This is a genomic window from Ferrovum sp. JA12 (genome assembly GCF_001431705.1).
Lineage (GTDB): Bacteria > Pseudomonadota > Gammaproteobacteria > Burkholderiales > Ferrovaceae > PN-J185.
Genome location: NZ_LJWX01000002.1, coordinates 249,276 through 275,138, shown reverse-complemented (window position 1 = coordinate 275,138; position 25,863 = coordinate 249,276). Strand labels below are relative to the sequence as shown.

Annotated in this window: 25 protein-coding genes, 1 tRNA gene and 2 pseudogenes; 9 read left to right on the top strand and 19 right to left on the bottom strand. The window is 45.9% G+C overall.

Annotated features, from left to right (window positions below; translation table 11 throughout):
- Positions 1–137: 137 nt before the first annotated feature.
- Both FERRO_RS06400 and FERRO_RS06395 read left to right on the top strand, forming a co-directional pair.
- The gene (locus FERRO_RS06400) at positions 138–428 is read left to right on the top strand and encodes a hypothetical protein (protein WP_056930064.1); all 291 of its coding nucleotides are present in this window, start codon (positions 138–140) and stop codon (positions 426–428) included.
- 14 nt (positions 429–442) lie between these two features.
- On the top strand, positions 443–865 hold the full coding sequence (locus FERRO_RS06395) for a macro domain-containing protein (protein ID WP_056930063.1): 423 nt from the start codon (positions 443–445) through the stop codon (positions 863–865).
- 52 nt (positions 866–917) lie between these two features.
- On the opposite strand, the pseudogene FERRO_RS10430 reads toward FERRO_RS06395, so the two are convergent.
- The 6 genes and pseudogenes from FERRO_RS10430 to FERRO_RS06365 form a co-directional block, all read right to left on the bottom strand.
- Positions 918–1,867: pseudogene (locus tag FERRO_RS10430) on the bottom strand (helix-turn-helix domain-containing protein); the annotation flags it as partial.
- Between the two features lie 115 nt (positions 1,868–1,982).
- Complete coding sequence (locus FERRO_RS06385; protein WP_056930062.1) at positions 1,983–3,803, bottom strand: ATP-binding cassette domain-containing protein; 1,821 nt, start codon at positions 3,801–3,803, stop codon at positions 1,983–1,985.
- 10 nt (positions 3,804–3,813) lie between these two features.
- A complete protein-coding gene (locus FERRO_RS06380) occupies positions 3,814–4,548 on the bottom strand; it encodes a hypothetical protein (RefSeq protein WP_056930061.1) in 735 nt (244 codons plus the stop codon).
- A gap of 18 nt (positions 4,549–4,566) precedes the next feature.
- Positions 4,567–4,890 carry a cupredoxin domain-containing protein gene (locus FERRO_RS06375; protein ID WP_056930060.1) on the bottom strand — a complete coding sequence of 108 codons (324 nt, stop codon included), beginning with the start codon at positions 4,888–4,890 and terminating at the stop codon, positions 4,567–4,569.
- A 349-nt stretch (positions 4,891–5,239) separates the two neighbouring features.
- Positions 5,240–5,314: transfer RNA gene (locus FERRO_RS06370), tRNA-Arg, on the bottom strand.
- A 327-nt stretch (positions 5,315–5,641) separates the two neighbouring features.
- Positions 5,642–6,091 (bottom strand): very short patch repair endonuclease, encoded by a 450-nt coding sequence (locus FERRO_RS06365; RefSeq protein ID WP_056930059.1) that lies wholly within the window; start codon positions 6,089–6,091, stop codon positions 5,642–5,644.
- A 46-nt stretch (positions 6,092–6,137) separates the two neighbouring features.
- On the opposite strand from FERRO_RS06365, the gene FERRO_RS06360 reads away from it, so the two are divergent.
- Positions 6,138–7,691, top strand: a complete 1,554-nt coding sequence (locus FERRO_RS06360; protein WP_056930058.1) for a DNA cytosine methyltransferase — start codon at positions 6,138–6,140, stop codon at positions 7,689–7,691.
- A 309-nt stretch (positions 7,692–8,000) separates the two neighbouring features.
- On the opposite strand, the gene drmB is transcribed toward FERRO_RS06360, so the two are convergent.
- Positions 8,001–9,671: a DUF1998 domain-containing protein gene (gene drmB, locus FERRO_RS06355; RefSeq protein ID WP_204374782.1), complete on the bottom strand. Its 1,671-nt coding sequence runs from the start codon at positions 9,669–9,671 to the stop codon at positions 8,001–8,003.
- A gap of 467 nt (positions 9,672–10,138) precedes the next feature.
- Complete coding sequence (locus FERRO_RS10190) at positions 10,139–10,372, bottom strand: hypothetical protein (RefSeq protein WP_160318114.1); 234 nt, start codon at positions 10,370–10,372, stop codon at positions 10,139–10,141.
- Between the two features lie 369 nt (positions 10,373–10,741).
- Between FERRO_RS10190 and FERRO_RS06345 the strand changes: the two genes are divergently transcribed.
- The gene (locus FERRO_RS06345) at positions 10,742–11,971 is read left to right on the top strand and encodes an IS256 family transposase (RefSeq protein ID WP_056930055.1); all 1,230 of its coding nucleotides are present in this window, start codon (positions 10,742–10,744) and stop codon (positions 11,969–11,971) included.
- A 579-nt stretch (positions 11,972–12,550) separates the two neighbouring features.
- Complete coding sequence (locus FERRO_RS06340) at positions 12,551–12,880, top strand: hypothetical protein (protein ID WP_056930054.1); 330 nt, start codon at positions 12,551–12,553, stop codon at positions 12,878–12,880.
- Here FERRO_RS06340 and FERRO_RS06335 read toward each other — a convergent pair.
- The 9 genes from FERRO_RS06335 to FERRO_RS06300 all read right to left on the bottom strand — a co-directional run bounded on the left by FERRO_RS06335 (position 12,870) and on the right by FERRO_RS06300 (position 20,291).
- Positions 12,870–13,874 carry a YncE family protein gene (locus tag FERRO_RS06335; RefSeq protein ID WP_056930053.1) on the bottom strand — a complete coding sequence of 335 codons (1,005 nt, stop codon included), beginning with the start codon at positions 13,872–13,874 and terminating at the stop codon, positions 12,870–12,872. The two genes, FERRO_RS06340 and FERRO_RS06335, sit on opposite strands and share 11 nt — an antisense overlap.
- A gap of 43 nt (positions 13,875–13,917) precedes the next feature.
- A complete protein-coding gene (locus FERRO_RS06330) occupies positions 13,918–14,334 on the bottom strand; it encodes a hypothetical protein (protein WP_056930052.1) in 417 nt (138 codons plus the stop codon).
- A gap of 13 nt (positions 14,335–14,347) precedes the next feature.
- Positions 14,348–14,536 (bottom strand): hypothetical protein, encoded by a 189-nt coding sequence (locus FERRO_RS06325; protein ID WP_152975721.1) that lies wholly within the window; start codon positions 14,534–14,536, stop codon positions 14,348–14,350.
- An 86-nt stretch (positions 14,537–14,622) separates the two neighbouring features.
- Positions 14,623–15,921 carry a DASH family cryptochrome gene (locus FERRO_RS06320; protein ID WP_056930050.1) on the bottom strand — a complete coding sequence of 433 codons (1,299 nt, stop codon included), beginning with the start codon at positions 15,919–15,921 and terminating at the stop codon, positions 14,623–14,625.
- Between the two features lie 20 nt (positions 15,922–15,941).
- The gene (locus FERRO_RS10555) at positions 15,942–16,082 is read right to left on the bottom strand and encodes a DUF2256 domain-containing protein (RefSeq protein WP_082601225.1); all 141 of its coding nucleotides are present in this window, start codon (positions 16,080–16,082) and stop codon (positions 15,942–15,944) included.
- Positions 16,069–17,628, bottom strand: a complete 1,560-nt coding sequence (locus tag FERRO_RS06315; RefSeq protein ID WP_056930049.1) for an FAD-binding domain-containing protein — start codon at positions 17,626–17,628, stop codon at positions 16,069–16,071. Before FERRO_RS06315 ends, FERRO_RS10555 begins: the two co-directional genes overlap by 14 nt.
- Positions 17,629–17,632: 4 nt before the next feature.
- Entirely contained in the window at positions 17,633–18,616 is a 984-nt protein-coding gene (locus FERRO_RS06310) for an NAD(P)/FAD-dependent oxidoreductase (protein ID WP_056930048.1), read from the bottom strand.
- Entirely contained in the window at positions 18,613–19,305 is a 693-nt protein-coding gene (locus tag FERRO_RS06305; RefSeq protein ID WP_056930047.1) for a TerC family protein, read from the bottom strand. Before FERRO_RS06305 ends, FERRO_RS06310 begins: the two co-directional genes overlap by 4 nt.
- A 5-nt stretch (positions 19,306–19,310) precedes the next feature.
- Positions 19,311–20,291 (bottom strand): NAD(P)H-quinone oxidoreductase, encoded by a 981-nt coding sequence (locus FERRO_RS06300; protein WP_056930622.1) that lies wholly within the window; start codon positions 20,289–20,291, stop codon positions 19,311–19,313.
- Positions 20,292–20,377: 86 nt separating this feature from the next.
- On the opposite strand from FERRO_RS06300, the gene FERRO_RS06295 reads away from it, so the two are divergent.
- A complete protein-coding gene (locus FERRO_RS06295) occupies positions 20,378–20,920 on the top strand; it encodes a chorismate--pyruvate lyase family protein (RefSeq protein ID WP_056930046.1) in 543 nt (180 codons plus the stop codon).
- A gap of 163 nt (positions 20,921–21,083) precedes the next feature.
- Positions 21,084–21,720: pseudogene (locus FERRO_RS10660) on the top strand (ammonium transporter); the annotation flags it as partial.
- Positions 21,721–21,884: 164 nt separating this feature from the next.
- Here FERRO_RS10660 and FERRO_RS06285 read toward each other — a convergent pair.
- On the bottom strand, positions 21,885–23,198 hold the full coding sequence (locus FERRO_RS06285) for an MFS transporter (RefSeq protein WP_056930045.1): 1,314 nt from the start codon (positions 23,196–23,198) through the stop codon (positions 21,885–21,887).
- Between the two features lie 120 nt (positions 23,199–23,318).
- Here FERRO_RS06285 and FERRO_RS06280 point away from each other — a divergent pair, with 120 nt between their 5' ends.
- On the top strand, positions 23,319–24,518 hold the full coding sequence (locus FERRO_RS06280) for a CaiB/BaiF CoA transferase family protein (RefSeq protein WP_056930044.1): 1,200 nt from the start codon (positions 23,319–23,321) through the stop codon (positions 24,516–24,518).
- A complete protein-coding gene (locus FERRO_RS06275) occupies positions 24,515–25,435 on the top strand; it encodes a hydroxymethylglutaryl-CoA lyase (RefSeq protein WP_056930043.1) in 921 nt (306 codons plus the stop codon). The genes FERRO_RS06280 and FERRO_RS06275 overlap by 4 nt, the downstream gene beginning before the upstream one ends.
- Here the strand turns inward: FERRO_RS06275 and FERRO_RS06270 are convergent.
- Positions 25,429–25,851 carry a c-type cytochrome gene (locus FERRO_RS06270; protein ID WP_056930042.1) on the bottom strand — a complete coding sequence of 141 codons (423 nt, stop codon included), beginning with the start codon at positions 25,849–25,851 and terminating at the stop codon, positions 25,429–25,431. The two genes, FERRO_RS06275 and FERRO_RS06270, sit on opposite strands and share 7 nt — an antisense overlap.
- Between the last annotated feature and the right edge of the window lie 12 nt (positions 25,852–25,863).

Sequence of the window (25,863 nt, the reverse complement as noted above, 5' to 3'; positions counted from 1 at the left end):
AATGTTCCACTCTAGCATATTCAATGACTGCACTTAATCATTTTGATGCAGATATGCGTCATTGGTGCTAGAATTTTTTGAACGAGAAGGTCGTACCCGGTCGCTTGGACCGAAATCATCACTTTTAGGAGATGAACATGTCTTTTTGGCAAATCTTGGGGCGATTCGCTGTCTCCGATTCAGGGGAGACTTTGCAAAAAGTCTCGGATACCACCAGCGTATCGTCCGACGGCACTACCTACACAAAGATGGGCTCAACCACCTTTGGGTCAGATGGGTCTGTTTTCACTCAGATGGGAAGCTTCAGCACTGACGGCAGCACTCGCATGGGTAGCACGGCCACCGGAATTGGCGCTGTTTTTAACAATCCAAGCGACGACTTTGGGGTCGGCTCCAGAAAATCCAGAAATGACTTCGACGATTTTTAAGATATTTGAACTTCATGCAGATTGAAATCGTCATAGGCAACATCGTCCATCAACCCGACGTGGATGCCTTGGTTAACTCAGCCAATGCCAACCTTCGTTTTGGATCGGGCGTTGCCGGTGCAATTCATACTGCAGCCGGGCCAGAGCTAGAGCAATACTGCCGTCGCCATTCGCCTATTGCGCTGGGTGAAGCGATTGTGACCCCCGGCTTTGAACTGCCAAACCCATTTGTGATTCACACGAGGGCAGCTAGCTTCATCAATGACGATCACCCAGAGAAATACCTCGACCTTGCCGTTGCGCAGACTCTTCGTGTGGCCAAAGAAGCAGGAATCAAATCAATGACCATGCCCGCGGTCGGAACTGACGTTTTCAAGTTCCCACCAGAGTGGTCTGCTGAAATCATCATTAACGTCCTTGTACTAATCGCGATTTAATCTGACAGTTACCCGATTTATGTAGTAACTGTCAGGAACACATTTTTCCTTAATGTATTCTATTGTTATTGTAATAATCCAGCCAATTATCTAAATCAGATGGAAGCTCTTCAATACCTCTGTAAATCTTACCTCTGAAGGTGACTTGATAAAACTCTTATAAGATGGCTTTATGAAACCGCCTACAAATGTCATTCGTTTGTGGATGATACACTTTGGTTTTTGTATGCTCGATGTCGTTTAAGGCTAGACACAACTCATAATCTTGGGTTTCAGCTTTACTGCAATACTCTGTACTTCGATCTGTTAACAAACGAATAATTCCCATACCCTGTTCAGCAAAGAAGGACAATACTCTGTCATTGAGTAGATCTGCTGCCGTGATGGGAGTTTTTGTTGTGTAAAGTTTAGTGCTGTCCCATTTGGAGTAAGTGTCAACAAAGGTCTGTTGGTATATCCTTCCCGCTCCTGTGATATTACCTACGTAAAACGTATCTTGGCTACCGAGATAACTAGGGTGGGCAGTCTCAATCTCACCGATAGTTATATCATCATCTTACTTTCTTTTCAGGACTTGAACTTGGGCTTCTGTTAATACCTCTCCAGTTTGCGCTACATGTTTTTCTAATGCGCCAAGCCGTTTTTTGAACGAAGCCAAATTATGCCGTAGCCACACTGATCTAACTCCTGATGGAGAGATAAATATTCCTCGTTGACGCAGTTCATTGGAGGCGCGTAATTGGCCAAAGCTGGAAATTCTATAGCAAACGCCGATACAGCACGCTCGGTTTTTTCTTCAACATGTTTTTTTAAATCAAGCTTTTTATGCTTAGCATCGATCAAGACCTCAATACCACCATCATCTCTAGCTGCCTAATAGTGATAAAAGGTATCTCTTGAAAAGCCTATTACTTGACAAGCACGAGACACATTACCCACTTCAGCAGCTGAATTCAGCAAACCAAGATTGTGTTTTATAAGGTTTTGTTGAACACTATTCATGGGATTACTCCTTTGCGCTTATGCGCGTTGTTTGATAAAGATTCGAACCTCTATCAAACCGGGTAACCCCACCATTTGTAAGTAGTTATGTCAGATCAAGTCTGAACTAGAGCACTTAACTCTTTAGACGAAGCAGTTTTTGTTCTAAAAACTCCCAACGTTTTAGTAGGTTTTCCATCTCCCCTTCCAACTGCGCTAACCGACTTTGGAGTTTTATTACTTTTTCCGCTTGGGTGGTATAAAGAGAGGGATCGGAAAGCTCCTCATTGATGGCCAGTAGCTCTTGTTCAAGCAGATCTATTTTTGCAGGTAATGATTCTAACTCTTGTTGTTCTCGATGGGTCATTTTTTCAGGGCGGGTTTTAGCTCTCTCCTTACCCTCTGTCACCAACTCTTTTTTGTCCTCATTACGAGATGAGGGAATCGTGTCACCTTTTGTACTCCACTGGTGTTTTACATAATCCGCCCAATCAGAATAGCCGCCAGCGTTTTCAGTGACTTGACCAAAACCGTCTAAGACCATCACTTGCGTCACCACATTATCTAAAAAGGCGCGATCGTGAGACACTAAGAACAAGGTCCCGGTATAGTCACTTAATAATTCCTCGAGCACCTCGAGAGTATCCATATCAAGGTCATTAGTAGGCTCATCTAAAACCAATACATTAGCAGGTTTCGCAAATAATCTTGCTAATAACAAGCGATTGCGTTCCCCTCCAGAGAGAGATTTCACCTTAGCTCGCGTGCGTTCCGGTGGAAATAAAAAATCCTCCAAATAACTGATCCGATGTTTACGCTGACCGTTCATTTCAATAAAGTCAGAACCAGGGCTAATGGTATCAATTAAAGTGGCCTCAGGATCTAGCTGCTCACGTAATTGATCAAAATAGGCCACTTGAATTTTTGTGCCCAACTTAACCTGCCCTTGATCAGGTTTTAATTCTCCTAACAATGTTTTAAGAAGAGTTGTTTTGCCTGAACCATTGGGCCCGATAATGCCAATCTTATCGCCACGTTGAATGCGTGTAGAAAAGTCACGCACCAAGACTCGATCTTGATAGGCGATGGACACCTGATCAAGCTCAACCACTAACTCTCCTGAGCGATCACCTGTCTGCAGGTTTAATCTCACAGAACCTAATTTGTCACGTCGCCTGGAGCGCTCAATTCTTAGCGCTTCAAGACGCCTCACTCGCCCCTCATTTCTTGTACGCCTTGCTTCCACTCCCTTACGAATCCACACTTCTTCTTGAGCCAAAATCTTATCAAATTTAGCTTGATGGGTTTGTTCCACCGCCAACATTTCCTGTTTTCTGAGTTGATAGGTGGTAAAAGAGTGACCGTAATGAGAGAGCACTCCTCGATCAAGCTCGATGATATCGGTGGCCACATTATCTAAAAAGGCGCGATCATGGGTGACAAAAAGAACGCTGCCTTTAAATGTTTTCAGTAAGTTTTCAAGCCAAGCAATAGCATCAATATCTAAATGATTAGTGGGCTCATCCAAGATAAGTAGTTGTGGCTCGTTAATTAGGGCGCAGGCAAGTCCTAGTTTTTTACGCCAACCCCCTGACAGTGAACTGATGAGTTCTGGACCCTTAAAACCAATGGTTGACATCATGCTCGCTATGAGATGGCTTGGCGTCCATTCATGCTGCAGTAGACTAACTTCTACTAATTTTTCTTCAACAGTTTGTGTCTCATCAAAATGCTCTTCCTGGGCCACATAACCCATTTTAAGACCAGGCTGTATCCAGCGCTCCCCACTATCTGCGTTAACTTGGCCCAAAATGACTTTTAATAGCGAGCTTTTCCCTCCTCCATTGCGGCCAATCAGGCCCACACGTTGTCTTTCTTCTATAACGAGGTTGGCTCCATCTAAAAGGGCATGGTGACCATAAGCGAGACTAAGATGACGCAAAGTAACAAAGGGCATGACAGATCAACTAAAAAAATTCGTATGACATTCTAGCAATAATTACATTCTGTGGGGCACCATTATTTAATCCTCGCAACACCCCAAAAGCGTATTCAATCTCTTTGCCGTGGGGTAAGAACAACTCCCCTTGCAGCATAGGACCTATTTGGTGGGCATGATCAATGGGCCTATAGTAGGCTTCAAAACCTGGTTGAAATTGATTGGTGACTCTATAAGAAAGAGCATAACCAGCACGCGGGGCATAGCGCAAAGTGGCGTTTGCAAACACATCCTTCTCCACCAGGAGATTCAAACGCTGCTGTAAACGACCCAGGTCTTTTTCTATAAGAGGACCGAGTTCTAAGCTATCCGCTACTCCTGGCAGGATATGTTGTGAGTAGGCCGCTAAAAAACCCCAGTCCACCGCGTATTCCCCGCGCTCGGACAACTGGAAGGTATTCTCCCATTCATGACCATAGAGAGCGTTTCCTGATCCTGGTAAATGTTGGTATTCGGCAAAATAGACTTCACTTTTCCAATAATCTGTAAAAGTGTGGCCAAGAGACACTAGATAACCATTACTGGGAGCAAAACCTGGTCGGGAATCACTCACAGCATAAGCACGACTTTCTAGTTCTGTCTGTCCCTTGACCACATGGGGAGAGTAAACCACATAATCATCATCAGCTAATAACACTGAAGAAAACACAACAAGCTGAACGATTAAGAAGCATTTGAGCCAGCGATATGGACTATTCATCATTTAATGTCTGGACAAGTATTAGTGACTATGTATCGTCCCCATCATTTGTCGGTTGTAATCATTATAAAAACCATAATCCCCTGCCACATAGGGGCCGATGAACTCTTTCGCATGGCCATTGGGTGGCGCGACAATTTCAGAGGCAAAAGCTTTACCCTCCAACTCTACGGGTTGATCGGTCTGATTAATGACTTCTAAAGCGACTTTCTTCCCCACCGGAACCGTGAGAGTTTGGGGCTCAATACCCTTATCAGTAATGGTTATTTTGTAAGTATCCTGGGCGTGCGCAAGACTTATTTGTAAACCTAAAAGAAGTGCTAAGAACAGAGTATTTTTTTTCATGATAGAGATTCCTTAACAAGATAAGTTAAATATAAATGAGAATCATTATCATTGTCAAGTAAATAAGAATCATTTTCATTTACAAATAAAGATTCTGTTAGAATAGAAAAAGTTCAAGGCCCCGGTAGCTCAGTGGATAGAGCGACCCCCTCCTAAGTGGATAAGGGGCATACAGAAATATACGTTTTTCAATAAAAATCAATCAGTTAAGTCCACTCACATCCCTTCAAATCCACCCTAATCTAGTACAGGATTGTCCCAAATTTGTCCCATTTTTTTAAAAACTTATATAGCAAGATATTAGTGGGTGATTGTATGGTATTTTTGAAAAGAAGAATGAGGTGCGGTTTGGTGCCGCCACCAGGAGTCGAACCTGGAGCTAAGGTTTAGGAAACCCTTGTTTTATCCATTAAACTATGGCGGCACAGCCTTCTATACTACCATTTTTTAAAATTAGAGCCAATCTAGATAGTCAAAACGTTAAATTGCATTCCGAATTGAGCCACTTTGTCTGAACATTTTCATCAAATATTGACCCGCCTCAAAAAATTCAACCCGTCGTGCCACATGAGCAGCTATCAAATTTGGTGGGTCAAGCTATAGTACAAAAGATGGGTCAATCTGTGGTGCAAGTTAACATCATCGTATATTTTCTCGGAAACATTCCACTATTGAGATTGCAAATATACGTCTGAATAAAATTCAACAAACGCAGGTGGTAAATTTTTGGTACGTATCAACACATTCAAGTTCATGAAGAGGATATTTGAACCATAGACTGCGTGTGCTTACACCTGACTTCATCAACCAGTGCTATCAGAACGTTATAAGGATTTTTACGTAATCCGCATTCCCATACGACTATAACCCGCCACCCTGACTTTATAAGCGTTTCAATATTACGTTGATCACGTAAAACATTCCGATCAAATTTTTTCTGCCATATTTCAAAATTATTCTTTGGTGAATAGGCAAGTTTACAACCCGGATGTCGGTGCCAGAAACAGCCATTAACGAATATCACTGTGCGATAGCGCGGTAAAACAAGATCAGGACACCCAGGCAGGGTATAATCATGCAGCCGATAACGTAAACCTGCCCTATGAAGGAATCGTCGCACTACCATTTCCGGCGCGGTATCTTTACTTTTAATTCCAGACATCATGCGAGATCGTGTTTTACTATCGACTATATCGGTCATTCCTGGTATCCTGGCCACACTCTAATTAAAGTTAATATAGCAGCATATGCCCCAAGACGAACCTATCCCCATAGTTGATCTTTTCGCTGGCCCCGGCGGTCTGGGAGAGGGCTTTTCAGCACTTGATAATGGCAACGCATTCAAAATATTAGTTTCAGCGGAAATGGAGACGTCAGCGCATCAAACTCTGAAACTGCGATCTTTCTTCCGAATTTTGAAAACGCAAGACAGTTCGTCACTGGAAAGTTACTACCGGTTCTGTAATGGTGAATCGGATACGCCATATGATGACAAATCCTTGCCTGCATGGGAAGAAGCAAATAAAGAGGCACGTCGTATCACTTTGGGGACAACCACAGGTAATCTTGAACTCGACACGATACTAGATAAGGAAAAAATTAACACTTCAAAGCCATGGATATTGATTGGCGGACCACCCTGTCAGGCTTATTCACTGGTAGGACGTTCAAGGAACAGAGGAAAGACCGATTATTGTCCAGAACAGGATCATCGACATTATCTTTACCGCGAGTATCTTCGAATTATTCAGGAATATCAGCCTGCCGTTTTTGTGATGGAGAATGTCAAAGGTATTCTGTCATCTACAATTGATGGCCAGAAAATCTTTAATACCATATTGCGAGACCTTTCTGACCCTAACTTAGCGCTCGGAAAGTCACCAGGCCGAAGCTACAAAATTCACTCTCTGGCTGTTCCTACTTACTTTGAAAAAGGTATGGATCCACAAGATATCAACGCACATGATTTCATCATTCGCACTGAAGAATTTGGCATTCCGCAGGCCCGACATAGAGTCATCCTTATTGGCATCCGGGAAGATATAAATGTCAATCCCAAGCTTTTAGATAAAGTTTCAGAATTTACTGTTCAGGATGTGATAGGAACACTCCCCCGCTTACGCAGCCGTTTGAGCAAAGGGGGTGACAATGCCGAAAAATGGACGTCAACAGTTAAACAGCATTTGCAAGAACTTCATGCAGAAGCCTCAAAGAGAAGCGAATTGCATGAATTAACAGCAGTTCTGGATAGACTGAAACATTCAATAGACTCTGATCTTGATTTTGGAGCATTAAGGTTGAATAGTGAAAATATACCGGCAATACTCAACTCAAAACTAGATGAGTGGTACCGTGATAACAATCTGAAAGTTTTACTGAATCATGAGTCCAGAGGACATATGTCGAGTGACTTAAGACGTTATATTTATGCAGCTGCATATGCCGAAGCCTATGGACTTTCCCCGAAGGGGCATCAACAATTTGATCTGGAAGGACTACGACCAAACCATAACAACTGGGAAAGCGGGAAATTTTCTGACCGTTTCAGGGTGCAACTCAAAGGACGACCATCCACAACCGTAACCAGTCACATTTCGAAAGATGGGCATTACTTTATCCATCCAGACCCTGCACAGTGTCGTAGCCTGACAGTGCGTGAAGCTGCACGTCTACAGACCTTCCCGGACAACTATTTTTTCCAGGGAAACCGAACACAACAATTTCACCAAGTTGGCAATGCCGTACCACCTTTGCTTGCAAATAAAATTGCAAAAATAGTCTTCCAGTTACTCGGAAATTGAAATGATTCCGGGGCAAGTAGAGTGCGTAACAAGAACTAGCCATTTCTCCTCTAGGTCTGCAATTGACATGCCACACCCGTTGTCGCTAACAATAATCTTGGATTTTGAACCACTCTCGAGATCCAGAATGACTTTGTGTTAAATTGCATTCTGGATTGAGCCACTTTGTCTGAATGTTTGCATTAAATATTGACCCTCCTCAAGAAATGCAACCCGTCGTACCACATGACCAATTATCAAATTTGGTGGGTCAGACTAAAGTGCAAAAAATGGGGCAATTCAGAATGCAATTTAACAACCTGATTTCATTTACTCATCCCCCAAAAAGAACCCACTGGATGGACTTTCGATGGTGCCAATTACCACTCCACGATCGAGTAATCGATTATGCTCTTCGCATGAAGTTTCCGGCAGCAGAGCACAGGAATGACATGCTGCCAGATTACAGTTATCTGGGCCTTGCCCTTTGCTTTCAATACAGACCGGATCGCTGGAACACCAACGCGCTTTCTCAAGTGCCCTAGCTACAACAGCTTCAAGATAGCCTGGTTGCCCCATTTGAACAAGGCCACCCATTGAACCCTCCGAGTCCCCCGCAGCCGTATAGATCAATACACCAGACATGGGATACTCTCCATCCACAGAATATATCCGCTCTCTAAGAGAAGCTGAGCCATAGCCACATTCATATACTAATTCGTTAATCAGCAGGTGCGCGAATGTGTGGATCAGAACATGTTTCGGCGAAATCAGTTTTGGCTGCTGATGTCTTCGCTCCCGTAACTCACCCATCTGGTGGTTAATCAATGCAAATCTACCTTCATGAAGAGCCCCGAATTTTTCAATCCAAGCGCCAAGTCGATCTTCCCTGAACTTCAGGAAGATGCCCTCTCCTCTTACAACAACAGCTGGGAGCCATTTCTTCTTTTCAAGCGCTATCAGATGCCATCGCTCTTCCTGCGTGAGGTCGTCACCAGGATAAATTCTAGAAAACCCCACAAATGCCCGCGTCTCTCTTAACTTGTGCAACAAAGATATGCGCTCAAACGAGGATCGGACTAGATCACCATAACTAGCTATCTCGGAGCTTCGTATCAACAGATTGGCCTTTGGGTAGCCCTCCTGAATATCTCGACAAAAGACTCGGTATTCTTCCATTCTATAGTTAGACTCAACTAAAATATCCTGTTGAAGCCCCGCCGTTCCTTGATCAGCATCCACACCCTGCCCTTCAAACCAATCAGACAACGGACCCAACAACACCAATGGGTCAATTCCCCAATCCCCATAATGGTTTTTAATTGCCGAGCTCACCATATCAAGCGTGAGCTGCTTGTCAGTCGACACCTTTATTTTTTGTGATAAGTATTGTTGCACCGTCCTGTTTTCCAGCAGAATATCTTTCAAGATGTGTCTGTTAGCAGCCTCTGCCAAAACTTCCGCATCCACGCTTGACTCTGGGTAATATTTCTTCAGAGCGTTCCGAGCCGCCTTCGCTGAAATCATGCCATTGTCCGCATCTTGTGCGCTGAGTAACAGAATAGACTTCAGCAAATGGTCATCAAGGATATCCAAAATTTCCTGATCAAGATTTTTGTCATCAATGTTTGGGATATAAATCGAGCTGACAACCTGAGGGAAGTAAAGATTTGAGGCACCACGAAGCAGAGGGTATATTTCTTGGCCACAACCTAGTAACGGATTCGGGCCGTTCTTGCCAATTCCCAATGCAGGATTGTGTCCCCCACACAGCACGCCAATTTTTGTAAATGCTCGCTGTGATTCACCTGATTCATCCCCCTGAAATGCACCAGCAAGTGTACGTTTCTCAATAACCTTTATTCCTCCATTCGGCAACCTTTCCTCTGCTGCCACTTCCACCCCAGTAAGCGAAGCACTGCCGGTACTTCTCATACGGAGCCAGCGCAGATTACCCTCCGGTTCCCACAGTGGATCTGGTTGCTTGAACAACCATTCCAACCATGGAAAATCCTGCAGATGCCCCTTTTTGCATGCGCCTACAAAGCGAACTTGAACAGTTTTTCTTGGTGAATGTTCAGACCCAATTCCACCTCCAGAGCCGATTGGCCCTCTACAGATCGGAGGTGTGCTGTCTTGATATCGTGCGAGATGCATTCGCCCACATCGAGGACAAACATGCCAAAGAGGAAATCTGAGAAATGGCAACTTTAAATTAAGGTTGGACTGTGTTGCATCCTGCCCTCGTGTGGGCTGCCGAAAGTCTGCTGGCTGTACAAAGTAGTCTACGTCCAACCTACTGGAAAGGCGTTTCTCATCATCGATGATAAACTCCCGGTGATCCGGCTCACCCTCCTTGAATGGCCAAGCATCTAAGCCAGCGTGAATGAGCGACACAGGACCTGGAAAGTCCACCAATGCCCCAATACCAAAAGGCGAAATTGCTTGCGACCTTCTTACTGGGCGGCTCATATTTGATCATCCTGAAGTTGATTGAAAAATCGGGTTATCTCTGCTTCACAGGAAGCATCAACATTTCGCAGCGACGACATGGTCGGCCAGCTATGACCATCCCAGCTTGGCGGCACGGCACTACCTGCAGGGTGCAGCAAAGGAGGATCTTCAGGTGCGGCTCCAAAACCACCATACTCGCTCGGTTGCCATTTTTGCCACTGGTCAAGGCGGAGTTGCAGTTGTTCCATTACTGAATCATATTCTTCCGGAGCTACGACTCCAACGCGCTGCGCTATCATCTCGTCAACCAAATTTCGCAACACGGAACTTTCGCCTAGCGGGAAGGGATCCGGACTGCTTGACTCAGCATTCAATATTCCAAACTGTCGCACAGCTGAGACAATAATGCCATGAAGGGAGCGTTCTACCGCCGGCGCACTGAATGGAGTGACACTGGTTGGCTCAACCTGTGCGTATAATTGCTGGTGGTAGGGTCTGAATCGTTCAAAATGACTACGATCTCTGGGTTTGCTCTGTCCATAGAGGAGGGTGTAAGAAATTTTGTGTAAACGGTCATTTGGCAGGAAAATCTGCCTAACTTTGAAAAGGAAGTGAACATGACCGTAACAAAGAAATCCCCCTCGCCTGATTTGATTGACCAACTGCTGGCCGGCTACCAGAAACCCGAAGATATACTGGGCGAGCATGGCTTGCTTAAACAGCTCACCAAGGCTGTCGTGGAACGTGCGCTGCAAGCCGAGATGGCAGCCCACCTTGGGCATGACAAGCATGAGCCCATCGCCAATACCGCTGGCAACGCCCGTAATGGCACCAGCCGCAAGACGCTCAAAGGTGAGTTTGGCGAATTGCCTATCGAAATTCCGCGCGACCGGCAAAGCAGCTTTGAGCCGCAACTGATCCCCAAACATCAAACCCGCTGGACAGACTTTGACGACAAGATTTTGTCCTTGTACGGTCGTGGCATGACGGTGCGTGAGATTCAGGGTCATCTGGAAGAAATGTATGGCACAGAGGTGTCGCCCAGTCTGATTTCAGCGGTGACCGATGCCGTCATCGAAGAAGTCAAAGCGTGGCAATCCCGGCCGCTGGATGCGCTGTATCCAATTGTTTATATGGATTGTATTCATGTAAAAGTGCGGGATAACGGCGCAGTGCGCGTTAAAGCAGTCTATCTGGCGCTGGGCATCAAGCTCGATGGAGAGAAGGAATTACTGGGTATCTGGATCGCCCAAACGGAAGGCGCCAAGTTCTGGCTACAGGTGGTCACGGAATTGAAGAATCGTGGTGTGCAAGACATCTTCATCGCCTGCGTGGATGGGCTGAAGGGCTTCCCGGAAGCCATTGAAACCGTGTTTCCCAAGACCGCCGTTCAGCTTTGTATCGTACATATGGTGCGCTACAGCCTGAATTACGTCGGTTGGAAACTGCGCAAAGAGGTGGCCGCTGATCTGCGCGCCATTTACACCGCGGCCACGGCGGATGAGGCGGAGCGGCAGTTGACGGCGTTTGAGGAAAAGTGGGACAAAGACTATCCGGCGATTGGCCAAAGCTGGCGGCGCAACTGGATACGCATCACGCCGTTCTTTGACTATCCGCCGGAGATTCGCCGGGTGATTTACACCACTAATGCGATTGAATCGCTGAACATGAGCCTGAGGAAAATCACCAAGAATCGTGGCTCGTTTCCGACTGATGAGGCGCTGCTGAAACTGTTCTACCTGGCGATCCAAAACATCAGCAAAAAATGGACGATGCCCATTCGGGATTGGAAGGCGGCGCTAAACCGGTTTACTATCCAGTTTGACGACCGGATGCCGCAACATTAATGAATTCCGTTTACACAAAATCCAGGACACCCTCATGCTGTCAATAAATGCGAACTGTACTCGAAGACTCTGGCAAAGTGCCTTTCCTTCATGGGATGGATTTTGTTGTTCAGCGCAAGCACATCATCATTTGCTGCAGACTACACATAAGCCTGGCCTACAGGCTTTTTATCCTAGAGAACAAAACCATTGGCCACCATAAGGACACCTACCCCACGCTCTATGACTTGTTTACTATCTTCCGCTTTAAATTCATCTGTGTATCTTGTACTACTCATGGGTTTCTCTCATCTCAATTTTACTTATGACTTTCTATCTACTAAAGCGAGTCAAGTCCATACTTTATTTACGAGTCCGTTGCCCTGTTGTTTAGCTACACCAAAATCAATCAAAGCACAACAATGATGCGCTCAGTCAGTGCATGTTCCTCAACCATCCGTAAGAATATTGTTATTGACGACCTAAAAAAAGCTCAGATCGCCTTAAGAATCCCATAAAACCTAGGTTAATGATGTAATTAAAGATTTGGCCCGACTCTTGCTTATATTAAAACGTCAATAACTCATTTGGGAGTGAAAAATGGCCAATGCTAACACCAACCTATCTTCTTATTATGCTCCTTTACCCTCACAGACCCGAGGGAAGATCCCGTTATCGCTATCGCCAACTGCGGGGTGTAAGCAAAAAAACAGTCACTACCTCCTCCAATTACTGTTAGGGGTTTTTTTTCTGACTCCCGAATTGAGTCAGGCGCAACTCCCTCAGGCTCTGAAGGAAAAACATCCTGAATTAGAGAGATCCGTGGATAAATTAATAAAAAATAGTGCGCTTAAAACAGTCATTCAACCCGCTAAAAGTGGTTATCAAAAAATGATCCCTACTAAAGCGAGTCATCCCTCTAATGCATAATCCTTAATACTGGAGATCCGTTCACATTCATTAATGGAAAATACACCCGACCGGTCTGTGGATCTGTAACCACCACATGGGCATTGTTACCGATCAAACCTTGCCATATTTTATTGACCCCATGACCCACCCTGAATAGGGACACACTGCCCTGCTCTCCGGCGATATAAAGTAGTCGTTGCCCTTCATCAAAGGCCAACACATCTGGTTGATTCACAATGATGTAGCTCTGCATCACACTCCTTGATAACAGATTAAACTCCACTAAAATATGAGTCCCTTCACAGGCAATAAAGGCCAAGCGATCTGTAGCGTCAATTAATAAACCATGGGCACCTATGCACTCATGGGTTAAGGGATACCTGTTGATCACGCGATCTGGTAAGGGATCAATTTCAAGGAGCTCGTTAGTGGTTTGTGCATTCACAAAAACGTGATGGGAGACAGGATCGTATTGCGAATTTCCCACCTCACTCCCTAAGGGAATGGTAGCGACTCTCTGATTATTCACCGTATTAATAACCGTTTCAGTTTTTCCATGTTCGTCGGAGACATACAATTTATGTTCTCGAGAGGCGTAGGCCATGCCATCTGGATAAATACCCCCAGGAATTCGAGCTATCTCCCGTAAGCTCGTTTCATCAATGACAACCACTTCGTTCGTGGTAGTGGCTGAAGCGTAGACTCGGTTTAACTCAGGGACTACCAACACGCCATGAACATGTTCTATGTGAGGAATAACTTGAATGACCTTATTTTTTTCTGTATCAAACACCATGATGTTACTATCCCCAAGGTGCGCGATAAACAGAAGATGCTTAGCAGGATCTAGACTCGCATAATCCAAACGGGTGGCGTGACCAGCCAGAGGAACATCCATTAATTCATGCAGAGGAATCTCCTCAGCAATCACACACCCTGCACAGCTCAACAGGATCAAAAAAGTCAGAAAACGAGAGAGAAACATAGTGGTGGGCTCAACTAGAGAGTTCATTTGCGTCCCAAAGTAACGCAGAATTGTACTGACAGCAAGAGTTTTATGAAGCGCTCTCTCGCTTTTTACTGAACACACCGGCTTTCACTTCACCAATAATGCCGCCAAAATTAGCAGACTCCACCACGAGAATGAGCATGGGACCCCAATAATACAGGTTAAGCTGATAAAAAAAGTCGCCCACAGGATGGGCCACATAATGCAGATACCAATAACTCAAGGGCCTGAGCAGCAAAGGGGGTAGGCACGCCACATATCGCCCTCCTCTTTTCTTATAGATGAGAGAGGTAACATAACCCACTATAAAAGGCAGTAAAAAAACATCGAGCATCCACAGGACATTAAAAGTAGCAATACCCTTGTACACTTCAACGTTGACGCCTAGCAGTAAATCTCCTAACAGATTAACAATAAAACCAACCGTTACCCCTTGAATTGCTCTGGTTTGAGTAAGAGTCATATCGTCCTTAATATCACTTGTGAGGATCCGTTATTAATTGACTGCGACACTTTTCTAACACCCCCTGTGGGACATCTATTTGTGAACCGGCTAATACCTCGTCACACTTAGCATGAGGAAAACTCATGGAACGATAAACGGTAACGCCAATAAACAAAAACATCCCCAACAGCAGTACCACCATCGCTATCACTGTTTTCACAGACACCTCAGCCATTTTTTAAAAAAGTAACTTACCACATCCTCGCCCTTCGTGCCAAATGGAAATACCTCTTTCTAAACCCCGCATTACAGCCAAGTTCGGCGGTAAAGTCCCTCAGCATCATAGTGAGCGATTTGTTTCTCCACATTAAACTCTCGCCCTCCTCGAGGGTCTGTTCCTTTACCTGCAATATAAAGCCAGTTACCATAATTACTGTACACATCATAGTCAATGAGTTGTGACTCAAACCAAGCTGCTCCCGCCCGCCAATCGCCACCATAGTGGTATATCCAATAACTTGCCACCACCTGACGGAGGCGGTTCGAAAGATAACCTGTGGTATTGAGTTCACGCATCGCCGCGTCGATCAAATCGATGCCCGTGTTGCCCTGTGACCAGGCAGCAAAGTGTTCAGGATTGAATACCGGCGCCAATTCATCCTGAGTAGCCAAACCTTGGTAGCGAAACAAACAGCAGGTTCTTTGATAAAACAAATGACGAAAATAATCGCGCCACAGCAACTCAAACCATAACCAATAGGTACTCTCATTAGCACCCTTAGTTTTTTCGTAATGCTCCACAATACTCATTAATTGTCGTGCCGAGATAATGCCGTGAGCGAGCCAAACGGACCACTTTGATGAATAGTAGGGTCCTTGTAATTGGTTACGGGTAGCTTTGTAGTGGGCTATGTGTTGGTTATTAATATAATCCTGAGTCAGATACTCTTCTATCCCCCGCCTATGGGTGATCCATTGACCATCAATAAGTGGCAGCGAGGTTCTCTTATCTAAGGTGTACTCTAAGTTGTGATACATCTGTCTTGATGCCCACTCGCTCTTGTGCCACGCTAGGGGCACCCTTAAGTCTTTCAGGTTAGCCTCAGACACTTCAGTAAAGCGCAGCCCTAAAGCCTCAATTTTTTGTCTAAAGCGCGTAAAACTCATGGGGAAATAAGTTGACACAGGCTTAATCAACTCCCTATCCAACATGGTTGACTGACAGAGACTATGAACACTGATGCCAGCGCTCTCGAGCAGCTTAATTTCCTGTTCCTCTTCTTCTGCGGCAATACTTTCTGTATAAATATGATAAATGTTGAGGGCTCGACACCAACTGATCAATAGCGTGGTAGGTTCCCCTTCCGCCAACCACAATAGACTTCCCCTACTCTCTAATTGTTGACGGAGCTCCAGTAACAGTTGTCTTTTAAAGGCTTTAGCATGATCACCTTGGCGCACGAATCCCCATTGTGTGCTGTGGTGGTATTGTGTGTTATCGATATAAACTGGCAGGAGTGATTGGCACTCCTCAATGGCTTTAAAGAACAGCAGATTATCCTCTAAGCGACAATCACGGCGAAACCAATAAATCGCTTGCGTCATGAATTGAGCCTCCTATACTTTTATTTTTTACTGCGGCGACAACGCTCAGAGCAGTATTTCACCTCATCCCACACCTTGGCCCATTTTTTTCGCCAAGCAAAAGGTTTCTGGCAAACAATGCATACCTTAACTGGTAAGTGTTCCTTCTTAACGCCCTTCATCAAATTCAAAACCTAATTGAGATGAAGCGTTGGCTTGGGCGGCAGAGGAGCCTCTTTTACGCTGATTGCTTCCTGAGCGAGAGCCATGACGCTCAAGTACTTCCCGTGCTTGTGATACGGCCGTATCAGTATTGCGGCGAGCAAATAACTTGTCTTTAGCGAGACGGACACTGGTTTCATAGTTGACTAAGGGGGTAGGAATATCTCTTCCTACCCATACACCAATTTTGTCTTGCATGGAGCGAGGCATCAGATAAGGCTCAAAGATAAAGCTATCAGGCACTCGTTTTAAATAAGGGCACCAACGACGGACAAACACGCCTTTGGGGTCATGATCTTTAGCTTGTTTGATGGGGTTATAGACACGCGGAATATTAATTCCAGTGGTCCCTGATTGCATTTGCATTTGACTCCAATGGATACCAGGCTCGTAATCTAAAAATTGTCCAGCCAGATACAATCCCGTCTGACGCCAATGTAACCATAGCGGATAGGAGGCTACGGACACCAATAGGGCCCGCATTCTAAAATTTAGCCAACCTTCATGCTTTAACATCGCCATGGAGGCATCCACCAGGGGCCAACCGGTTTGACCACTCTGCCACAACTCAAAGAAATGCTGATTAAACTCATTTTCGCGCAGGCCATCATAACCGCGGTGCATATTACGCCACTCTATTTCAGGCTCACTTTCAAGCTTTTGTATGAAATGACAATGCCAATACAAACGACTTAAAAAAGCCTGTAAACCGAGGCGTTTAGGGTCTCTATTTGTACTCATTAATTGATCCAGTTCACCATGGGTCCACTGCACCAACTCACGCATACTGACACAACCATATGTCAAATACACGGACATCCGTGAACAAGCAGTAGGGGCTGACAGGGGAGAGGAAATACCACCACGATACCGATTCACACCACTATCCATGAAGCGCTGCCAAACCAATAAAGCCGCTTGCCGACCCCCTTGAGGACGCTTGTCCATACTCATAGGCTTTAAGCCCAGCTCATCCATCTCAGGAATAACAAATTTTTGCAAGACTGACTCACTCCACCATAGCCGTTGCCCTATGGCGGGTAGATTGTAAACGGGTTGACTCATGTGTTGTTGCCAGAGTCTCTGCCAGTGATCCCTTGAGTCTAATCGACGTTTGACGCCAAATTGAGGATATTGAAACCACTGAACACCTTGCTCTCGACACCATTTAGCTACTTGCTTATCCCGTTGATAACTCCAGAAGTTACCCGTTTCCTCGTGGGAGTAGAGTTGCGCGAAGGGATGGATACGTTGTATTCGCGCAAGAACCTCCACAGTACTACCCGATAAAATATGTAATAAAGCACCCACCTCTCGCAGTTGTCGATATAAATCCCGTAAACAGGCTAACGTAAAGGCATAGTGTTGGGCTGACTGATCAAACTGCTGCCATTGGTCAGGATCCATAATATAAATACACATGACCCGGGATTGACGGAGCGCTTCCGTTAACGCTTGGTGATCATGAATTCTTAAGTCCTTTTTAAACCACAACACGCTATCCATGGCTTTACCTACAACTCTTTATAACAGCTCGACTTAACTCATAACCCGATAACAGGGCTCCCTCCACACGCCCCCCAAGGTGCCAATCACCCAGAGCTCCTAACTTAAGCTCACTATCCCAGGGAGCGAAATCAAGAGGAGGGTTTAACGCAATGGCCTGTGGCCAAAAAAAAGGGCTGACCGATTCAAGGGTGCCAGGTAAATGCTCTAACTGCCAATTGCGTTGAATGAGCTCTATGGCCTCACTGGTGGAGAGATGAGCGTGCTGAGCGCTCCATTGGTGATCAAGATGAAGAGTCCACCTTAAGCCTTGCCTGCGCCCTGGTTTTGAGCTGTTGTTAGCAAGCCACCTGGCCATTCCATGATTAATAAAAGCTGCATCAAGGTCTGGTTCCCGAGAAAAACTCACCCGTGCACCAAGGGTGGGTAAAAAATTGATCCCTTCAAGTGACTGTTGCCAGTGGGGCTGAACCCCTTGCAAGAGGGAGCCTATCAAAGGCGCAGGCAGCGAAAATAACAGCGCGGAAAAGCCGGTAAGACTTCCATGGTGACGCACCTTAAGCTGCCACTCCCCGCTTTTTGTGAGCGCAATACTCTGAACCTCATGATCACAGCGGATATCCGTTGATGGAGCAAAATAGTTGGCCAAGGCCACCATGGATGGGGTCCCTACCCAACGTTCCACAGAACGATGATCTTTCTCGATAGAATGACTATCATGAATAACGTGTATTCGGGGTGACCAGGCTTTCACTAACCCCATCTCTTGCCATTGAGGCAAAAGATCGAGCATGAGGGGTGAGCGAAGAGTAAAGTATTGGGCCCCTATATCTTCCTCATCATCTACATTAGAAATAGACCCTAACCTGCCGCCGATAAAAGAATTTTTTTCAAAAACAGTTACTAAAACGCCCGCTTTTTGTAAATAATATGCAGCGCAAAGACCCGCTAACCCTGCTCCGATAATGCCAACTTTTTGCTCACTCATGGAGTATTATGATTTTTTTTAAACACAGGTCGACTGAGTATAAAAACAAGCAGCGCCCCAAGAAGGGCCAACCAAGTATGGTTGGCCATAGGCAGTTGCGCCATAATGCCGCGCCAAGCAAAATCAGATAACACCATATCCACACTCACATATCCTAACAATGCCCCAGCTAGGACTATCAGAGATTTAAAGCGTTTCATCAGATGCATTAAAAATGTACTGCCAAGCAAAATAAGAGGAATAGATATCATTAAACCACATAGCAAAAGAAGTGGATTGCCACGGGCAATGGCTGCAACACTGAGCACATTGTCTAAACTCATCACTACATCGGCAATAATAATGGCTCTGATGGCCTGAAACAGTTGATTCGTGGCCGGAATATCCCCATCAGCGTGCTCCTCATGGCGCCCCTTAACAAGACGTAGTGCCACCCAAAAGAGTAAAGCACCCCCGATGCTCATCAAATAAGGAAAAGACAGAAGACCCGAGGCGATAACGGTTAAGAACATTCTAAAAATAATTGCCGTTACTCCGCCAATAAATAGCGCCATTCGTCTGTCACGGCCAGTTAAAGCCCGCGCAGCCAAAGCGATGACCACCGCATTATCACCACTTAGCACCAAATCAATACCGATGATTTGCGGAATACTGAGCCAAAAAGAAATCTGTTGCAATTGTGTCCACATAATATCTACGCCACGGTTAAGACTAGTTTACCCATGTGCCTACCAGATTCCATCACGGCATGGGCTTTAGCTGCATTATCCAAGGTAAACTGTTGATAGATATGAGTATTGATTCTCCCTTGAGACAACAGAGGCCAGGCATGATTAAGTAACTCATCGCGTACTCTTTTCTTGAATTCTAATTCCCTTGCCCTTAAAGTAGAGCCAGTAATCGTCAAACGACGCCTCATTACCTCAGCAAAATCCACCTGAACTTTAGAGCCCCCTAAAAAAGCAATGATCACAAGGCGGCCTCCATCCTTAAGGAGCTTTAATTCTCGCGGTAAATAGTCCCCCACCACCATATCTAAAATCACATCCACGCCCCGTTGATCAGTTAAGGATTTAATCACCGCCACAAAATCCTCTTGCCGATAATTAACTGCCCTCTCTGCCCCTAACGTTTCACAAAAGGCACATTTTTCCGGACTGCCAGCCGTAGCAAAGACTCGGTGCCCAAGAGCACTAACGAGCTGAATAGCCGTGCTCCCTATACCACTACTGCCCCCTTGCACTAAAAAAGTTTCCTGATTGCTCAATTGTCCTCTTTGAAAAACATTACTCCATACAGTAAAAAAGGTCTCCGGTAAGGTTGCCGCCTCAGTAAAGCCCATGCCTTCAGGGATAGGCAATAGGGTCTCCTGGGGAGCCACGCAATACTCAGCATAGCCACCCCCTGTCACGAGCGCACAACAGGAATGCCCCACTTGCCAATCTGTTACCTCCTTCCCCACGGCGGCGATGGTTCCAGCCACCTCCAAGCCAATAATCGGTGAAGCGCCCGGCGGTGGAGGATAAAACCCTGCGCGCTGAAAACAATCAGGACGATTAACCCCCGCCGCCATCACCCGAATTAACACCTCTCCTGGCCCCGCAGAAGGCAGAGCCCCCTCTTCTATTTGAAGAACCTCAGGGCCACCTGTCTCACGTTGACCGACAAAGCGCATGGTTGCAGGAAGAGTTGACATGATTAATCCTTAATAATTTGCCTTAATCTTATAGAGAATAACACTGTCTGTGGGATAATGAGAATATGCACAGACATCTTTTCAATGACCGCCATTGGCAATCCAATCCTCGTGCCATAGCGGCCTCGCCACAGTTAAAACAATGGCTGTTCTATCCAGACTCACTCACTCAACGTCTGCGCTTGAGTTTTGGCCCTATTGTCATTCAGGTGATTCGCGATGAACTCTCAACCCCCTTGGTCGATGAGAAAACATGGCTAACGCATCCAAGGCAGCCCTGTCGAATTCGCGAAGTATTACTCTGCCAGGGACAGAAGCCCTTGGTTTTTGCGCATAGTATGATACCACTCACCAAAGAATTATCACGCTTTAAAAGCTTAGCCAAACTGGGCAATCAACCTTTAGGGCAATGGCTTTTTCAGCAGCAACAGATGAAACGTGGACTCATTGCTGTTAAACACATCCGAGTCAGTCACCCCCTTTATCAACGTATCCCTGGCGCACAACAACCTCAATACTGGGCAAGACGCTCTTGGTTTCAAGTGGGACATGAAGGCTTATTGGTCAGTGAAGTATTCCTTGAAAAAATGCCTCATTTTAATGCTTGAAAGAACTAAAATAGTGTATTCCCCCGTTGCTCCTCACGTAACCATTCTATAAAAAACATTAATTTAATATTGTAAGTATCTGTTTATTATTTAACTTTATTTTTTATTAATACAGATAAACCAATGCATTATTATGGGAATGATATTTTCAAAAGAATAAATGATGGAAACGTTACAAAACAGTGATGAGGCACTATTTATCTTGTTAGGAGCAATGTTAGTTTTCGTCATGCATGCCGGCTTTGCGTTTCTTGAGCTGGGTACCGTCAAACGTAAAAACTAAGATAATGCTTTAGTAAAAATTCTCATGGATTTTTGTATTTCCACCATTGCCTACTTTTTTATCGGCTACAGCTTAGCCTATAGCGTAGATTTTTTCTCCTCAGCCCCAGCACTAAGCGCTAAAAGCGGTTACCAGTTAGAAAAGTTTTTTTCTTGCTCACTTTCGCCGCCGCAGTCCCCGCTATTATCTCGGGGGGTATCGCTGAGTGCGCTAAATTTGGTTCACAGTTAATAGCCACCTTTGTGATAGTGGGGTTTATCTATCCTTTTTTCGAAGGAATTACCTGGAATAATGATTCGGCCTTCAAGATTGGTTAACCCACCCCTTTAGTCAACCGTTTCATGATTTCGCAGGCTCCGTAGTGGTTCATGCCCTAGGGGGCTGGATTGCCCTCCCCGCTGTGTTACTGCTGGGAGCACGACATGGTCGCTATACTAAAGAGGGACTGAAGAGCACTCATCCTCCCTCGAACATTCCCTTTCTTGCTCTAGGGGCTTGGATTTTAGCCATTGGTTGGCTTAAGAAGAGCGTAGGCATTCGACTTGATCCAGAACAAGAATACATGGGTGCAGATCTTGCTATCCATAAAGTTAGTGCTACCCCCGACTAAAGCCCCCACGAGTAAATTGCGTTAAACGCGATCTACTGTTTTAGAGCACTATACTCTGAGTGAACACACTTTTATTCCGGCAACTCTTGATGGGTAGTCTCCGGCAACAACCAAGGTAAAAATAAACCCAGTAGATAAATCGTACTAATCGTTAAGGCTGCTATAGAGAGGCTACCAAAGCTTTGTATGAGACTGCCTGCAATCACCGGGAATACCCAAGCAATAATTCGAGCACCATTAAAAATTACACTGGCAGCGGTGGCCCTAACACTGGTGGCAAACAACTCAGGGGGATAAATGGCCATCCACACATACGCGCACCCTAAAGTGAAAAAGCCATTTATAGGCGTCAGCCAAAGTAAATAGTAGGGGTTACGTACTACCCCATAGCTCACCCAGGTAATCACCAAGCAACCCAGATAAGTACCAAATAAAAAACGGCGGCGACCTATGCCATCGATAACAAAGCCTGCTAAGAGATAGGCTACCACAGCGCCAAGGGTATACAACAAACCCGACAGGGCCCCCCATTGGGCAAGTTGACCCATGCCCGCCGTCTTCGCTAAAAACACGGTATAACGCGGTAATAAACTGGATACGGCCCACCAACCCGTGGTGGTCGCTAAGGACAGCAGAAAAGTAATGATAGTTCTCCGTAAAGCTTCCTTTTCACGAAACAGCTGAAAAAGCGTAAAGGGTCTTTTGTTTTGGCTACTAGCAACGCCTCCGGTGGCCCCCCAACGTTTAGCCAAGATAGCCTCTTTCCATTTTTGCGACTCATCGAGGTTACGTCTTAAATACAGAACAAATACAGCAGGAATAGCCCCCAACACAAACATTAACCGCCAGCTCTCCGCTGCCAAGGGTTGAGTAATGGATAGAACATACCAAACCGCCGCCGCCAAGAGTGTTCCCCAACCAAAACCTGATTGTAAAAATCCCGCACCAATGGGCCTCGCGCGGTTGGGCCAAGTTTCTGCTACCAGTGAAACACCCGTGGCCCATTCACTGCCCATGGCAAGACCCGTTAACAAACGTAGCGCATCCAGTTGATAAAAGTTATGAACAAAAGCAGTCAACCCTGAGAATAAGGCATATAAAAAAACCGACCAGAGCATGACTTGCCGGCGTCCCACGTAATCGGCAAGGATACCCCCCACGAGTCCACCTATCCCCCAACCCAGTAGAGTAATGCCAATCACCGATCCAGCATACAAGGGTCCCGCGGGCAGAAGTGCTGCAGGTAATAATGATTTAAGTAAAAATGGAATGACTACGATTAAAGCGAAGGCTTCGTAACCATCAAATACCCAGCCTAAAAAGCTGCCTAGCAATATTTGCCAATGCTTCCTTGTTAACCCCTCACGCCAATTCCCCTGCCCCATCTACTTATCTCTCCCTTAAACCAATATACTTAATCAATGTATTAAAAGTTTTTCCTAACATCCTTTTTTAGGTTAGCATTATCTCAAATAAATAACCATTCCATCCTTAAGTCATCAGTTATGGTAGAAAATACAGGACCCTTATCAGGGATTCGAGTGGTCGAAATGGGACAACTCATCGCTGGCCCCTTTAGTGCCAAAACCTTAGGCGATCTTGGCGCTGAAGTAATTAAAATCGAACCCCCTCAAGGCGGTGACCCACTTCGTCAGTGGCGAATGCTTCATGAGGGCACCTCTGTATGGTGGGAGGTACAATCGCGCAATAAACAGAGCGTTGCCATTGACTTACGCCAACCGCAGGGGCAAGAGTTAGCCCGTGCCCTAATTAAAGAAGCAGATATCCTCATTGAAAACTTTCGTCCTGGCACCCTTGAGTCCTGGGGCATGGCCTATGACATTCTGGCGGCGAGTAACCCTGGCCTCATCATGCTCCGCATTTCAGGTTATGGACAAACGGGGCCTTATCGTGATTTACCCGGCTTTGGCGCCATTGGAGAGGCGATGGGAGGGCTGCGTCACCTCACAGGGCAGCCTGGAGAAGTACCTGTTCGGGTGGGGCTCAGTATTGGCGACACCTTAGCAGCCCTACATGGCAGCATTGGTGTATTGGCCGCCTTATTAGCCCGTAACAAAAATGGTGGCGTGGGACAGGTCATTGACATGGCCTTATATGAGGCAGTGTTTAATTGTACCGAGAGTTTACTACCTGAATACAGTGCTTTTGGCGCTGTTCGAGGGCCGGCTGGCAGTGCATTGCCTGGTATTACACCCAGTAACGCTTACCCCTGTCAAGATGGTTATGTTTTAATTGCCGGCAATGGTGATAGTATCTATCAGCGTCTCATGGCTGCCATAGGACGAGATGATTTAGCCCAAGATCCGTCTCTCAAAAACAACACTGGACGCAGTCTCCAAGCTGAGCGCATTGACCAAGCCATCTGTGACTGGACAAAAGGGCGCCCCATCGCAACTGTGTTAGCCTTGTTGGCGGAGGCCTCTGTGCCAGCAGGTAAGATTTATACTATTCAGGACATCAGCGAAGACCCACACTATCGGGCAAGAGAAATGATTCAAAGCATCACCACCGCCCAAGGTTTACGGCTCGATATTCCAGGTGTCATCCCTAAACTCTCAAAAACTCCAGGAGTTATTCGCCAGCGCGCTCCAACACTTGGTGAACATACACAAAAGGTACTGGAGGAGATGGGGCTTAGCATTGAAGACATCAATCAATTACGATCCCAGGGTATTATTCAATGAAGGAAACCATTGCTATTAACGAAGTAGTCACCCGCGACGGCTTTCAATCTGAAAAAAGCTTTATTGCCACAGCGGATAAAGTTTCCTTGATTAATGAACTCTCAGAGTGCGGATATCGTGTTATTGAAGTAACCTCCTTCACCAGTCCCAAAGCCATACCTATGTTAAGTGACGCCCAGCAAGTAATGAGCGCAATAACCCGTCACCCAGAGGTGATCTACAGCGCCCTGATCCCCAATCTAAAAGGGGCGCAGCGGGCTTTAGACTGCCAGGTTGATCTGTTCAATCTGGTCATGAGCGTGAGTGAGAGTCATAACCGTGCTAACTTACGCATGAGTTGCACTGAATCCGCTGAGGTATTAAGTGAAGTCATCGAACTGGCTCACCAACAGGGAAAGCGTGTGAATGTCTCTTTATCCACAAGTTTTGGTTGTCCCATGGAAGGGAGCATTGCCGAAGAGCTGGTGGTAAATTGGGTCAAATATTTTACCCAACGCGAGGTGTGGGGGATCAGCCTATGTGATACCACGGGAATGGCCTATCCTAGTTTGGTGAGTTCCCTCAGCCACCGGGTACAGGATATTTTTACCGGTGTGTTAACTCTCCATTTTCATAATACACGAGGCATGGGGCTCGCCAATGTGCTCTCAGGCATTCAAGCAGGAGTTCGCTCCTTTGACGCCTCCCTAGGAGGCCTCGGAGGCTGTCCCTATGCACCAGGGGCTACCGGCAATATCACCACCGAAGAGTTAGTTCATATGTTAGATTTAATGGGCTTTGATACGGGAATGAATTTAAACATGTTACTGAATAGCGCTCAGCATTTGAGTCAATTGATGGGCAGAACGCTGCCCAGTCAATTGCTCAAGGCGGGACCCATTACACGACTACACAAGGCCCCACTTCAAAATCACTGAGGGGTACCGCCCAACTCAATGGCTTTACCCTCTGACAAAGAGGTAATATACACACTGAGTGCACCCAACTCTTTACTGCCGTATTCAGGAGGGGTTCCCTCAATGGCGCCTCCCACACATTTACGAACTTGATCCTCAAGACTGGTGACTTGCCCGTGTCTGACGCGAGGAAACACTGCCGCAGCATTCATCAAGCTTGGCATTGGTTTACCGTTGGGTAAATGCCCTGCGGTTTTTCCTCCAGCTACGTGACAGGTTTCACATACCCGTCCATTGCCATTAAACTTTTCTGTAGTAAATAATCGATGGCCTTCCTTAACCAAGGCTTCCACTTCAGGGGACGAAGCCGCGTAGGATGTAGAAAATGCGCAAAGGGCTAATGCGGCGAACAGTCCCTGACTAAATAATCGTTTCATTATTGTTCTCCT